Origin of the sequence: Streptomyces sp. GbtcB7, assembly GCF_019091445.1 — a bacterium.
Taxonomy (GTDB): Bacteria; Actinomycetota; Actinomycetes; order Streptomycetales; family Streptomycetaceae; genus Streptomyces; species Streptomyces mirabilis.
Genome location: NZ_JAGXJM010000021.1, coordinates 85,824 through 98,472, shown reverse-complemented (window position 1 = coordinate 98,472; position 12,649 = coordinate 85,824). Strand labels below are relative to the sequence as shown.

Genomic DNA, 12,649 nt, shown 5'->3' with positions numbered 1-12,649 from the left:
CATCCCGATCCCGTCGTCGGAAGTTACTTCGTCCATGCCTGAAAAAAGTGCGGTACACCGCAGGGGTGCCACGGGCGTCTCGTCCCTGGCCGAACGCGTCCTCGAACTCCTCGCCTCCGGGCAGGCGACCACGCGCACCGAACTCGCCGATCTGCTCGGGGCCGCGCCCTCGACGATCTCCCTGACGGTCGGTCAGCTCGTCACCCACGGGCTGGTGGCTGAGCAGGGCACGCGCTCCTCCACGGGAGGGCGTCCGCGCAAGGTCCTGCGGCTCGGCGGCAGCGACGGGTTCGCGGTCGCGGCCGAACTCGGGGGCAGACACGCGCACGTCGGTGTCGTGCTGCCGGGCGGCGGGCTCACGGACGTGTCGACGGTGCCGTTCCCGACGGCGGAGGGGCCCGAGACCGCGCTGCCCGGGCTCGCCGAGACACTGGAGGGCCTCGCCGAGCTGCATGGGCGGGAGCTGCTCAAGGGGGTCGGCCTCTCGCTGCCGGGGCCGGTCGACGTCGCCTCCGGAGTGGTGACGCTGCCGTCGCGCATGCCCGGCTGGAACCGGTTCCCCGTCCGGGCCTGGCTGGAGGACCGCTTCGGCGTTCCTGCGGCGATCGAGAACGACGCCAACTGCATGGCCGTCGGCGAGCACAGTGTCCAGCCGGCCGAGCGCCGCCAGTCGATCATGGTGAAGATGGGCTCGGCGATCGGCGCGGGCGTCATCGCCGACGGACGGCTCTACCGGGGCGGGACCGGCGCCGCCGGCGAGATCACCCACGTACGGGTCGAAGCGGGCCACGACATCCCCTGCTCCTGCGGCAACACCGGGTGTCTGGAGACCGTCGCGTCGGGCGCGGCGCTGGTGCGCGTCCTGCGTGAGCGGGGGCTCGACGTCGACTCGATCGAGGACGTCGTCCGGTTCGCGTCCGATGCCGACCCGGAGGCGACCCGCGCCGTCCGTCAGGCCGGCCGCTACCTCGGCATGGTGCTGGCCGCGAACGTCAACTTCTTCAACCCGGACGCCGTGTACCTCGGCGGCATCCTCTCCACGCTCGAACCGTTCGTCGCCGCCGTCCGCAGTCAGCTGTACGAGGGGTGCCATCCGCTGGTGACCAAGCACCTGGTGATCGAGCGGGCGAGCCTCGGCGCGGACGCGGGGCTGGTCGGCGCGGGCCAGTTCGCGCTCCAACGGGCGCTGGTCCACGCACTCCAGGCCGTGACCGGAGCGGGAGCAGGAACGGGACCGCGTACCGACCAGCGCATACGAATCGAGGAGCAATGACGCACCCCCGTACCGCCGTCGCCCGGCCCGTCATCGCCATCGCCGGACTCGGCATCGAGTCGTCGACGTTCTCACCGGCGCGGACCGAGGCACCCGCCTTCCACCCGCAGCGCGGCGAGGACGTCCTCACGCGCTATCCCTTCCTCGCGCCCGGGACGCCCCTGCGTGACGCGGCCTCCTGGCGCGGCGCGCTCGTCGGCAAGGCGCTGCCCGGGGGTACGGTGACCGCGGCCGCGTTCGCGGAGCTCTCCGCGGAGCTCCTGCGGCGGCTCGGGGAGCTGCCGCGCCTCGACGGGCTCTGGTACGACATCCACGGCGCCATGACGGTGGAGGGTGTCGACGACGCCGAGGCCGTCCTGCTCGCCCGGATCCGCGAGACCGTCGGAGCCGACGTCATCGTGTCCACCTCCATGGACCTGCACGGCAACGTCTCGCGCGAGCTCGCGCACATGAGCGACCTCATCACCTGCTACCGGATGGCTCCGCACGAGGACCACATGGAGACGAAGGAGCGGGCCGCCCGTCATCTCGTGGATCTGCTCGCCACCGGTGCGCCCCGGCCGGTCAAGGCCTGGATCCCGGTGCCCGTGCTGCTGGCCGGTGAGCAGACCTCGACGCGCATCGAGCCCGCCAGGAGCGTGTACGCGGCCATCGACGAGGTGGAGGCGACGGACGGCGTGACCGACGCCGCGATCTGGGTCGGGTACGCGTGGGCGGACGAGCCGCGCAACCGCGCCGCGGTCGTGGTCGCCGGGCCGTCCGAGGCCGCCGTCGCGCAGGGCGCCGAGCGGCTGGCGCGCGGATTCTGGGAGGCGCGGGGCGCGTTCGCGTTCGTCGCGCCGACCGGGTCACTGGACGAGTGTCTCGACGAGGCGCTGGCCTCCTCCCCCGACGCCCGGCCGTTCTTCATCAGCGACACCGGCGACAATCCGACGGCGGGCGGGGCGGGCGATGTCACGTGGGGGCTCGAACGCGTCCTCTCCCGGCCGGAGTTCAAGGAACCGTCCGGGCCGACGGTCATCTACGCGTCCGTGCCGGGGCCGGCCGCCGTCGAGGCCGCGGAGAAGGCGGGCGTCGGCGCGACCGTCACGGTCACGGCCGGTGCCGAGGTGGACGACCGGCACGCCGGGCCGCTCACCATGACCGGGGTGGTCCACGCGGTCCGGCACGGGGACCGGGACGCCGGGACGGAGGTCGTCCTGCGGGTCGGAAGCGTGTACGTGATCATCACGCGGCTCCGCAAGCCCTACCACTACGAGCACGACTTCACCGGCCTGGCGCTCGACCCGCGCGGCGCCGACGTCGTCGTGGTCAAGATCGGCTATCTGGAACCGGAGCTGTTCGCCATGTCCGCCGGCTGGAAGATGGCGCTGACCCCGGGCGGCGTCGACCAGGACCTCGTCCGGCTGGGCCACCACCGCATCCGCCGCCCCATGTTCCCCTTCGACCCGCACATGCCCGACCCGGACCTCACGGCCCGCATCATCCCCCCGTCGAACGAACCGCTGAGCGGGACGGACGAGTAACCCACCGAGCGCCCCACATCCAGACCCCCACCGGGACGGGCGGCGCCCCGCCGGGTCGGGGGCGGACTGCCGGGGTCGGGAGACAGAACCCCGGGTCGGGGGCAAACTGCCGGGCCGGGGGGACAGAACCCCGGCTCGGATGGCAGATCGCCGGGCCTGGCAGCGCTCAGCCAGGACCAGTGGCTGTCTGCGGGTGGCGGCCCGCCGCTACCGGTGGCCGCCTGCGGGTGGCCGCCCGCCGGGACCGGTGACCACCCGCGGGTGGCAGCCCGCCGGGACCGGTGACCACCTGCCAGAACGGGTGTCGACCCGCCGGGCCGGGTGGCAGTCCGCCGGGATCGACGGCCATCCGCCAGGACGAGCAGCGGCCCGCCGACACCCGTGGCAGTCCGCCAGGACAGATCCCCCCTCCGCCGGGACCGGTGGCCGTCCGCCAGGACCGGCGACCCGGCGCCGAAGCCGGTGGCCGTCCACCATGTCCGACAGCGGTTCGCCAACACCGACGACCGTGCGCCGAAGCCGGTGGCCATCCGCCAAGACCGGCAGCCGTCCGCCAGAGCACGAGACCACCCGCCCAAGCCGATCACCGTCCGCCAGGAAAACGTGGCCGTCCGCCGGGAAACGGCGACCGTCCGCCAGGACCGGCAGCCGTCCGCCAGAACGGGTAGCCGTCCGCCGATGACCGGCAACCGTGCGCCCACGCCGGTGGCCGTCCGCCAGGACCGATGGCCGACCAGCGCATCCGGCAGCGGTTCGCCATCACCGACGACCGTGCGCCGAAGCCGGTGGCCATCCGCCATGACTGGTAGCCGTCCGCCAGGGCACAAGACCACCCGCCCAAGCCGATCGCCGTCCGCCAGGAAACGGTGGCCGTCCGCCGGGCAGGGGAAGACCTGCCCGGCGCGGCTCGGCGGTCAGCCGGTTCAGTTGTTCGTGCAGGTGTTCCCCGTGGCCGGGTTCAGCAGACTCAGCAGGTCGAGGGAGTTGCCGCAGAGGTTGAGGCCGAGGTCGAGGGGGATCTGGATGACGTTGCCGGACAGGACACCAGGACTGTTCGAGGCGACACCGACCGGGGTGGGGTCGGCGGCGGCGGTCCCGGCGGTGGCCAGCAGGGCCACGCCCGCCAGCCCGGCGGCAGCCATCAGACGAATACGCATTACATGCTCCGATCAGTCGCAGGGGTGCGAGTGCTTCCACCATCACCTCCGCGGCCGACGACCGACATCGTTGTACGTCCGAATGGGGCGCGGGCACCCCGAACCCTCCCTGAACAGCGTCCGCACGGGGCGTGTCGCGCGGGGTGTGCGGAATGCCCGTAGCGTGAGAACAGGTCAGGTGGAAGAGGGAGAGATCATGCCAACAAGCCAGCCCGATTCGTCCTCACCGTCCGACGACAGGGCGACCCCCGACTCGCTGCTGCACACCGGCTCCGAAGGCCCCGTGACCGCCGAGGACATGGTGCTCGCCGCGGGTCGCGACCTCAGTCCGAAGAACCTCGCCTGGGCCGAGCGCAGGCTGCGGGAGGACGGACCCACAGCCATCGAACGACTGCTTCCCTAGCTCGCCCGGCTACCCGAAGCTCGCCCGACTACCCGACTACCCGACTACCCGACTACCCGGCCACCCAGTTCGCCGGCTCCACTTGACCGGCTCCGATGCGGCGGAGCCGGTCAAGGTCATGCGGACGGAGCGGGAGGTCAGGAGGCGGGGCACTCCTTCCAGGCGAGGTGGTAGATGGTGCTGATGTCACCGTCCGTGGAGTCCATGGTCATGAAACTGCTGCTGCCGGGCGTGGACGTGCCCGCGTTGACGCGCAGCTCGGTGTTGATGTTGAAGTTCCGCTGGACACCGCAGGGCGCCCACACCAGTTGGGCCCAGTCGGTGACGTCCGTGGACTGCCAGTTGTCGTTGTAGGGGCCGCGGAAGGGGTGGGTGATGGCCGCCGTGCTCGACGAACCCTGGAAGTAGTACGAGGCCTTCTCGGTGCTGCTCGCGCCCGACTGGAGTGCGGCGAAGCCGCGGTAGTCCGCGCTGGCGATGGCGTACGTGAAGCCCTGCGGCACGTGGACGATCAGGTTGAGCTGACAGTTCTTGCGGAAGGCGGTGGGGTCGGAGTTGCCTCCGACCTGGGCGAGGTAGTCGCTGTAGGTGACCGTGAAGGCCGTGTTGTCCGGGGAGACCGCGACGGCGGCGGTTCCCTGCGGACAGCCGGAGCCGTTCACGGTGGCGACCTTGATGACGATCTTGTCCGGGGGCGGGTCGATGATCCCGGAGGACGGGTCCGGACCCGGTAGTGCGGTGGCGAACAGGGCGGCTATCGCGCCACCCAGAAGCAGCCCACCAGCCATGGTGCTCCAATCCGTTGCGTTGGTGTCTACGGCGGTACGGAACGTGTGCCGCCGTGAATTGGGGGGTGCGGCGCCTCACGCGGACGTGCGGCGCCGTCGCAGACCAGTGCGTTGGATCAAGCGCGGTTCGTTGAAGCATGGACATGTCAAGCACATGTCTGTGCGACCCCGCCCTGTGAAGGAGCTGTGAAGGCCGGGATCGACCGCATCGTATGTACGCCCGTCACGCTTGGGCAGGGCGATCTCCGGCCATTCAGCCCGTACGCCCGTAGCGCCCGACGAGGGTGCCGGAGCCCACGGTGTGACCGGCCAGCGCGCGCCGTACGGCGTCGACGGTGGCGTCCCCGGGAAGGTGCAGCCTCTCGTCGGCGGCGAGGACCGAGAAGACGTAGTGGTGGGGTTTGCCGGCGGGCGGGCAGGGACCTCCGTAGCGGCGCTGCCCGAAGCCGTTGCGGCCCTGCACGGCCCCCTTCGGGACGGCGCCCGCACCCAGCGTCGTCTCGTGCGGGTCGACGCCCCACATGAGCCAGTGCACGAAGGTGCCGGACGCGGCGTCCGGGTCCTCGGCCAGCACGACCAGCTCGGCCGCGCCACCCGGCACACCGGAGAGACGCAGCGGCGGGGACACGTTCGCACCGTCGCAGGTGAAACGGCGTGGGACGGTGCCGCCGTCCCCGAACGCCGGGCTCGTCACCGCGATCGCCCCCGAGGCGCCCGGTGTCGGTGCCGCGGACGCGGCGGGTGGCCCCGAGGCACCCCCGCACCCCGCGGTGAGGGCCACCACGGCTGCCGTCACGACGGTTCCGAGCCAGTTCCCACGGCGCATGTCCGCCACGTTAGCGCCGGCGTGCGGCCCGGGTGGGCAACCCGGCCGCCCGACCCCGCTCCCCCGGCACCGGGCGGCGCGCTTCGTGAATCCCGCGCCGCCTCACCGCTCCCTGCGCGCCCCTGCGACACTGAAGGGCATGGAGCCCCGACACCTCAGAATCGGCCGCCGTCGCATCTGGATGCTCAGCGGGGCCTGCCTCCTCGTGCTCGGCCCGATCGGCTACTTCCTCGGTGGCTGGATTCCTCTTACCTCGCTCACCGTCTCCCTCCTCGCGGCCACCACCGTGGCCCACTGGAAGGCCGCCGCCTGGCTCGGGCCCGCCATCGCGCGGGGACAGCGGGAGAGCCGCCGGGACGTGGCGACCTTCTGCGTGGTGATAGCGGTCAGCGGCTACGCCCAGCCCCCGGCGCGGCCCGCGCCCACCGCCGAGGAACTGACGGCGCTGCGTCTGGAGGCGTACCGGGCCGCGGCGCACGACGACCTCGCCGAGGATCTCCGGGGCCTGGCGGCCGACGCGCTGGCCGCCGCCGACACCGCGCACACCGAGGACACCCCGGTGGCCTGGCGGGCGGCACGCGCGAGCGCGGAGCGCCTGGCGCACTCCGCACAGGAGGGCAACCCGTACGTACGCCAGCTCCTCATCCAGTGGGTCGAGGGCAACCCGGCCGCGGACCGCTAGGACAGGTCGCACACGCTCACAGAGGACCGCCGCATCCGCACTGTACTTACGGTCTGACCTTTGTTATGTTTCGCAGATATCAAAGCTGCGGAGGGGTCCGACATCGTGGACTTTGAGCTGACCGAAGATCAGGAAACCATCCGCAAGGCAGTCGTCGGGCTCCTGCGCGACTTCGACGACCGATACTGGATGGAGAAGGACCGGGACCACCGGTTTCCCGAGGAGTTCTACGCCGCCGTCGCGAACGGCGGGTGGCTGGGGCTCACCATTCCGGAGGAGTACGGCGGTCACGGTCTCGGCATCACCGAGGCCACGCTGCTGCTCGAGGAAGTGGCGCGATCCGGCGGCGGGATGAACGCCGCGAGCTCGATCCACATGTCGATCTTCGGAATGCAGCCCGTGGTGGTGCACGGCTCCGAGGAGCTCAAGCGGCGCACGCTTCCCCGTGTCGCCACCGGCGATCTCCACGTCTGTTTCGGGGTGACCGAGCCGGAGGCCGGCCTGGACACGACGAGCATCACGACCTTCGCCCGGCGGGACGGCGACCACTACGTCGTCAACGGCCGCAAGGTGTGGATCTCCAAAGCCGTGGAGTCCGAGAAGATCCTGCTGCTGACCCGCACCACGAAGGTCGGCGAGGTCGCCAAGCGGACCGACGGAATGACGCTGTTCCTCACCGACCTGGACCGCGGCAGGATCGACGTCCGCCCCATCCCGAAGATGGGCCGCAACGCCGTGACCTCGAACGAGTTGTTCATCGACGACTTGCGCGTCCCGGTCGAGGACCGGGTGGGCGAGGAGGGCCAGGGGTTCCGCTACCTCCTCGACGGACTCAATCCGGAGCGCATGCTGATCGCCGCCGAGGCACTCGGGATCGGCAGGGTGGCGCTGGAGAAGGCCGTGAGCTACGGCAACGAACGCATGGTGTTCGGCAGGCCGATCGGCATGAACCAGGCCATCCAGTTCCCGCTCGCGGACTCGCTCGCCCGGCTGGACGCGGCCGAACTGATCCTGCGCAAGGCCACCTGGCTCTACGACAACGGCCGGCCGTGCGGGCGTGAGGCGAACACCGCCAAGTACCTCTGCGCGGACGCCGGATTCACCGCCGCCGACCGGGCCCTGCAGACCCACGGCGGTATGGGCTACTCCGAGGAATACAACGTGGCCCGCTACTTCCGCGAGGCCCGTCTGATGAAGATCGCGCCGATCAGTCAGGAAATGATCCTGAACTATCTGGGATCGCACACTCTGGGAATGCCGAGGAGCTATTGATGGCCGACAACACCGGTCTGTTCGATCTCAGTGGACGATCGGCCCTGGTCACCGGCGCCGCGGGGGGCATCGGTTCCGCGGTCGCCCAGGCGCTCGCGCACGCCGGGGCGGCGGTGCTCGTCACCGACGTCGACGGGGCGGCGGCCGCGGCGGTCGCCGAGAAGATCTCCGCGGCCGGCGAGCGGGCGGACAGTGCCGTACTGGACGTACGGGACCGCGCGTCCGCCGACGCGGCGGCGGCCCGGGCGGCGGCGCCGACCGGCGGGAAGCTGCACATCCTCGTCAACAACGCCGGAGTCATCGCGCCGGACATGTTCGAGAACCTCCAGGAGGAGGCGTTCCGCCGGATCGTCGACATCCACCTGATGGGCGCCTTCCACTGCGCCCAGGCCGCGCTGCCGTACCTGCCCACCGACGGCACGGGGCGGATCATCAACGTCACCTCGTCGGCCGGCATCGTCGGCACCCTCGGCCAGGTGAACTACTCCGCGGCCAAGGCGGGCATCATCGGCCTGACGAAGTCCCTGGCGCGTGAACTGGCACGCAAGCAGATCAAGGTCAACGCGCTCGCGCCGCTGGCCGCGACGCCGATGACGGAGACGATCCGCACCGACAAGAAGTTCGCGGACGCGATGCTCGCCCGGATCCCGCTGGGACGCTGGGCCGAGCCCGAGGAGATCGCCGGAAGCTTCGTCTTCCTCGCCTCGGACGCCGCCTCCTTCGTCACCGGGCAGGTGCTGCCCGTCGACGGCGGCATGGTCATGTGACCCGCGGCCGCGGCTCGTGGTGGCCATGAGCATCCGTACTATGCTGAATGGTTCAACCAAAGCAGTGGCATCGGTCCCAGGAGTACGTACATGCCCGGTAGGTCTCACCCGCGCTTCGACGCCCTGACGGTTCCGAAGGCATCGGACGTCCTGGCGTCGGAGGTACGTGAGCGCATTCTCTCCGGCGAGTTCACCGAGGGCATGGCGCTGCCGCCGGAGCGTCAACTCGTCGAGCAGACGGGGCTGAGCCGCGCCACGGTACGGGAGGCGCTGCGGATTCTCGAGGTGGAGAAGCTGCTCCAGATCAGGCCGGGCCGCGGGGGCGGCGCCTTCGTGCACCGGCCCGGCCGTGAATCGCTCGCCAGTACCGTGCAGTTGGTCATCCGGGGGCAGCGGATCCGGCTGGAGGCGCTGCACGAGACGCGGGAGGCCATCGAGCCCACGTGCGCCGCGCTGGCGGCGGTGCGCCGCACCGACCGCGACCTCGCCGAACTGGACGCGGCCCAGCGGGATCTCGTCGAGGCCGGGGACGACATCCCGCGCTTCCTGCGGGCGAACATCGACTGGCACAGCGCGGTGGCGAGGGCCAGCGACAACGAACTCCTGATCGGGTTCATGAGCGCGCTCTCGCAGTCGATCTACGCCGCCACGAACCTCGAACAGTTCATGGACGCCGAGATCCGCTCGATCACCGCCCGCGCCCACGCCAAGATCACCGAGGCCATCCGCGACCAGGACGGCCCGGCGGCGATGCGGCGCATGTCGCGCCATGTGTGCGGTTTCGCCGACGCGGCCGCGCGGGTGGACCGGCGGGGCCAGGTGGAGCTGTCCGGGCCCACGGAGGACTGACTGCCGCGAGCTCGAGGCGGGCCTCTCCGGATCATTGACGACCATTCGGTCTGACCTTTAATATCATCTGAGGTTGGGGCGACTGAGGCACTGGAGATGGGGTCCCCATGGGCGAGGTCAGCTCCGTCATCACCGTCGAGGCCGACGGCGACATCCGTATCGTCACGCTCAACAGGCCCGAGCGGCTGAACGGCGTGTCCGAGGAGCTCCACCGCCGACTGGCCGACGTCTGGCGGGAGTTGGCGGACGATCCCGGCGCACGGGCCGTCGTCCTCACCGGCGCGGGCCGGGCGTTCAGCGCGGGCGGCGACTTCGACCACCTGCGGCGCCACCACAGCGATCCGGAGCTGCGCGAGCGGTCGATCCGGCTCGACCGCAGCATCCAGACGGCGATGATCCGCTTCCCGCTGCCCGTCGTCGCGGCGGTCAACGGCCCCGCGGTCGGGCTGGGTTGCAGCCTGGCGCTGGGCTGCGACCTGGTCCTGATGGCGGAGGACGCCTACCTCGCCGACCCCCATGTCTCGGTCGGCCTGGTGGCGGGCGACGGCGGGGTGACCCTCTGGCCCCTGCTCACCAGCCTGCTCCGCGCGAAGGAGTACCTCTTCACCGGCGACCGCATTCCGGCCGCCACGGCGGTCGAACTGGGCCTGGCGAACCGTACCGTTCCCCCCGAGGACCTGCAGAAGGAGGCCCTCGCGCTGGCCCGGCGGCTGGCGGCCCAGCCGGCCGAGGCGCTGCGCGCCACCAAGATGGCCCTCGCCGTGGTGGTCGAGCAGGTGTCCCGGGGCGGCATGGAGGCGGCGCTGATGGCCGAGCGAGCGACCATGACCAGCCCGGACCACATCCGGATCGTCGAGGAGTTGGCGTCCCGCGCCCGGCGACGGCCGACCGTCACCGAGGCCGAGGAGGACTGACGGTGGAGGCCGAGGAGTTCCTGCTCGTGCGGGACATGTTCCGCACGTTCGCCGCACGGTTCCGGATCGGCTCGGCCGACGAGGTGAAGCCGACCGCGCGCACCGCCGCACAGGAGGCGCTCGGCGAACTGGGTCTCGCCGAACTGCGCCGCTCCTCACCCCCCGCCGCCACCGTCCAGGAGTGCGCCCTGCTCGCCGAGGAACACGGCCGGCAGCCCCTCAGCACCTCCCTGCTCGGCACCGTGCTCCTCGCCCCCGAGCTGCTGCGGCTCCTCGACCGTGCCGAACCCCCGCCCCACGGCACGACACCGACGATCGCCCTCGCCCACGACCTACGCTTCCCGGACTCCTCCCCGTCCCGACTCCTCGCCTGGGACTGCGAGGGAGCGGACAGCGCGCTGTGCGTCACACCCGATGGAACGGTGACCGCCCTCGAACTCGGCGCGACCGCACCGGGCATCGACCTCCTGCGCGGTATCCGCTCGGTGTCGTCCGAGTCGCCCGCACGGGTCCTCGGCCGGCTCGACGCACAGGAGTACCGGCACTGGCAGGCCTACGCGCTCGTCATGGTGAGCAGTGAACTCGTCGGCGCGGCCGGGTCGTTCGTCCGGCTGAGCGTGGAGTACGCCCGGGAGCGCCGTCAGTACGGGCGGGCGGTCGGCTCGTTCCAGGCGGTCCAGCATCTGCTCGCCGACGCGACGGTCCTCGTCGAGGCCTGCACCAGTGCCACCCGGTACGCCGCGTGGTGCCTGGACAACGAGTCGCCCGCGAGGGCCCTGACGGCCGCGCGCGTCGCCAAGGCCGAGGTGAACACGTCGGCCCTCAACGCGGTGTACACGGGCATGCAGGTCTTCGGCGGTATCGCCCAGACCTGGGAGCACATCGCGCACCTGTACCTCCGCAAGGTCCGCCTGGGCGCCATGACGCTGGCGACGACGGCCGATCTCCTGACGACGCTGGCCCAGCCGGAGCTGACCCGATGACCGACACGCCCCTGGACTTCGGCGACCCCGCGGACCTCGACCGGCTGCGCCGTCGGTTCCGTGCCTGGCTGGCCGACCACCCGCTGCCCGAACGCCTCCCGGACGAGCCGGTCCCGGTCTTCCTCCACCGGTGGCACCGCCTGCTGTACTCGGGCGGCTGGGTGGGCCTCGACGTCCCCGTCCAGTACGGCGGCCAGGGCCTGAGCGCGCTGCACCAGGTCGCCATCAGCGATGAACTCGGCGCCTGTCACGCCCCCGGGGTCCCCCGGATCGGCTATCTCGCCCACGCGCTCCTGGAGTTCGGCTCCGAGGAGCAGCGCCGGCGCTGGCTGCCGCGCATGCTCGCCGGTGACGACGTGTGGTGTCAGGGCTTCAGCGAGCCGGGGGCCGGATCGGACCTCGCGGGGATGAGCACGGTCGCGACCCCGCACGAGGACCACTACACCGTACGCGGGCAGAAGCTCTGGACCAGCTACGCGCAGTACTCGGGTCTGTGCCTGCTGCTCGCAAGGACCGACCGGTCGGCGCCCGCGCACCAGTCGATCTCGGCGTTCGCCCTGCCGCTGGACCGGCCGGGAGTGACGGTACGGCCGCTGAGGGCGGCGAACGGCGACGACGAGTTCTGCGAGCTGTTCCTCGACGACGTACGCGTCGCCCGCTCCGAGCGCATCGGCGCCGAGGGCGACGGCTGGCCGCTGGCCATGACGACGGTGTCGTACGAGCGCAACGCCCTGGACACCGGCCACCTCTCGAAGTACGGGCTGCTCGTCGAACGGCTGCGGCGCACCGCCCGGGAACGCCGGGCAGACCTCCCTGACGGGCTGCTGTCCGAGATCGGCCGGTGCTTCGTGGACTACGAGGTCCTGGTGGCGCACGCCCGGCGCCGCACCGCCGAGCGGCTGGGCGGACAGCTCGCAGGACCGGAGTCGTCCATCGACAAGCTGCTGATGACCAGGGCCGAGCAGCGGCTCTACGAGACGGCGCTCAAAGTCTTCCCCGAAGCACAACTCCGGGGCGAGGAAGAAGAAGGCGAGGAGCGAGCAGGGGAAAGCGAGCTCTTCGGGGACTACCTCTATTCCAGAGCCGCGTCCGTGTACGGCGGAACGTCGCAGATCCAGCGCAACATCATCGCGAAACGGGTCCTGGGTCTGCCGTCCGGCAACTAGGACCTGGATCAGCGGGATTTCATGTCCGATGGGAGTTCACCCG

The 12,649-nt window shown here is 71.3% G+C and carries 13 protein-coding genes; 10 read left to right on the top strand and 3 right to left on the bottom strand.

The genetic code is table 11. The features are described from left to right. The first annotated feature begins 34 nt into the window (after positions 1–34). Positions 35–1,273: an ROK family transcriptional regulator gene (locus tag KVT44_RS31095; RefSeq protein WP_217570322.1), complete on the top strand. Its 1,239-nt coding sequence runs from the start codon at positions 35–37 to the stop codon at positions 1,271–1,273. Then, the gene (locus KVT44_RS31090; protein ID WP_217570320.1) at positions 1,270–2,799 is read left to right on the top strand and encodes a M81 family metallopeptidase; all 1,530 of its coding nucleotides are present in this window, start codon (positions 1,270–1,272) and stop codon (positions 2,797–2,799) included. Before KVT44_RS31095 ends, KVT44_RS31090 begins: the two co-directional genes overlap by 4 nt. Positions 2,800–3,722: 923 nt before the next feature. Here KVT44_RS31090 and KVT44_RS31085 read toward each other — a convergent pair. Then, positions 3,723–3,956 (bottom strand): chaplin, encoded by a 234-nt coding sequence (locus KVT44_RS31085; protein WP_054235275.1) that lies wholly within the window; start codon positions 3,954–3,956, stop codon positions 3,723–3,725. A 196-nt stretch (positions 3,957–4,152) separates the two neighbouring features. Between KVT44_RS31085 and KVT44_RS31080 the strand changes: the two genes are divergently transcribed. Then, entirely contained in the window at positions 4,153–4,359 is a 207-nt protein-coding gene (locus tag KVT44_RS31080; RefSeq protein WP_075029382.1) for a hypothetical protein, read from the top strand. Positions 4,360–4,496: 137 nt separating this feature from the next. Here the strand turns inward: KVT44_RS31080 and KVT44_RS31075 are convergent, their stop codons facing one another. After that, the gene (locus tag KVT44_RS31075; RefSeq protein ID WP_190173822.1) at positions 4,497–5,147 is read right to left on the bottom strand and encodes a DUF4360 domain-containing protein; all 651 of its coding nucleotides are present in this window, start codon (positions 5,145–5,147) and stop codon (positions 4,497–4,499) included. Between the two features lie 253 nt (positions 5,148–5,400). Next, positions 5,401–5,973, bottom strand: coding sequence for a YbhB/YbcL family Raf kinase inhibitor-like protein (locus KVT44_RS31070; protein ID WP_217570318.1), 573 nt, complete (start codon positions 5,971–5,973; stop codon positions 5,401–5,403). Positions 5,974–6,112: 139 nt separating this feature from the next. Here KVT44_RS31070 and KVT44_RS31065 point away from each other — a divergent pair, with 139 nt between their 5' ends. The 7 genes from KVT44_RS31065 to KVT44_RS31035 all read left to right on the top strand — a co-directional run bounded on the left by KVT44_RS31065 (position 6,113) and on the right by KVT44_RS31035 (position 12,606). Next, positions 6,113–6,655 carry a hypothetical protein gene (locus KVT44_RS31065; protein ID WP_099924703.1) on the top strand — a complete coding sequence of 181 codons (543 nt, stop codon included), beginning with the start codon at positions 6,113–6,115 and terminating at the stop codon, positions 6,653–6,655. Positions 6,656–6,760: 105 nt separating this feature from the next. Next, positions 6,761–7,927, top strand: coding sequence for an acyl-CoA dehydrogenase family protein (locus KVT44_RS31060; RefSeq protein WP_217570316.1), 1,167 nt, complete (start codon positions 6,761–6,763; stop codon positions 7,925–7,927). Continuing rightward, positions 7,927–8,694, top strand: coding sequence for an SDR family NAD(P)-dependent oxidoreductase (locus tag KVT44_RS31055; protein ID WP_217570313.1), 768 nt, complete (start codon positions 7,927–7,929; stop codon positions 8,692–8,694). The genes KVT44_RS31060 and KVT44_RS31055 overlap by 1 nt, the downstream gene beginning before the upstream one ends. A gap of 90 nt (positions 8,695–8,784) precedes the next feature. Next, positions 8,785–9,543 (top strand): FadR/GntR family transcriptional regulator, encoded by a 759-nt coding sequence (locus KVT44_RS31050; RefSeq protein ID WP_217570311.1) that lies wholly within the window; start codon positions 8,785–8,787, stop codon positions 9,541–9,543. A gap of 107 nt (positions 9,544–9,650) precedes the next feature. After that, positions 9,651–10,457, top strand: coding sequence for an enoyl-CoA hydratase/isomerase family protein (locus KVT44_RS31045; protein WP_217570309.1), 807 nt, complete (start codon positions 9,651–9,653; stop codon positions 10,455–10,457). Positions 10,458–10,459: 2 nt separating this feature from the next. Then, positions 10,460–11,440: an acyl-CoA dehydrogenase family protein gene (locus KVT44_RS31040; RefSeq protein WP_217570307.1), complete on the top strand. Its 981-nt coding sequence runs from the start codon at positions 10,460–10,462 to the stop codon at positions 11,438–11,440. Beyond that, positions 11,437–12,606, top strand: a complete 1,170-nt coding sequence (locus tag KVT44_RS31035; RefSeq protein WP_217570305.1) for an acyl-CoA dehydrogenase family protein — start codon at positions 11,437–11,439, stop codon at positions 12,604–12,606. Before KVT44_RS31040 ends, KVT44_RS31035 begins: the two co-directional genes overlap by 4 nt. Positions 12,607–12,649: the final 43 nt, after the last annotated feature.

Coding starts and splice junctions, on each gene's coding strand:
- KVT44_RS31070 (WP_217570318.1), bottom strand. CDS start 5,973: ATGCGCCGTGGGAACTGGCTCGGAACCGTCGTGACGGCAGCCGTGGTG.
- KVT44_RS31075 (WP_190173822.1), bottom strand. CDS start 5,147: ATGGCTGGTGGGCTGCTTCTGGGTGGCGCGATAGCCGCCCTGTTCGCC.
- KVT44_RS31050 (WP_217570311.1), top strand. CDS start 8,785: ATGCCCGGTAGGTCTCACCCGCGCTTCGACGCCCTGACGGTTCCGAAG.
- KVT44_RS31090 (WP_217570320.1), top strand. CDS start 1,270: ATGACGCACCCCCGTACCGCCGTCGCCCGGCCCGTCATCGCCATCGCC.
- KVT44_RS31085 (WP_054235275.1), bottom strand. CDS start 3,956: ATGCGTATTCGTCTGATGGCTGCCGCCGGGCTGGCGGGCGTGGCCCTG.
- KVT44_RS31055 (WP_217570313.1), top strand. CDS start 7,927: ATGGCCGACAACACCGGTCTGTTCGATCTCAGTGGACGATCGGCCCTG.
- KVT44_RS31065 (WP_099924703.1), top strand. CDS start 6,113: ATGGAGCCCCGACACCTCAGAATCGGCCGCCGTCGCATCTGGATGCTC.
- KVT44_RS31035 (WP_217570305.1), top strand. CDS start 11,437: ATGACCGACACGCCCCTGGACTTCGGCGACCCCGCGGACCTCGACCGG.
- KVT44_RS31080 (WP_075029382.1), top strand. CDS start 4,153: ATGCCAACAAGCCAGCCCGATTCGTCCTCACCGTCCGACGACAGGGCG.
- KVT44_RS31045 (WP_217570309.1), top strand. CDS start 9,651: ATGGGCGAGGTCAGCTCCGTCATCACCGTCGAGGCCGACGGCGACATC.
- KVT44_RS31095 (WP_217570322.1), top strand. CDS start 35: ATGCCTGAAAAAAGTGCGGTACACCGCAGGGGTGCCACGGGCGTCTCG.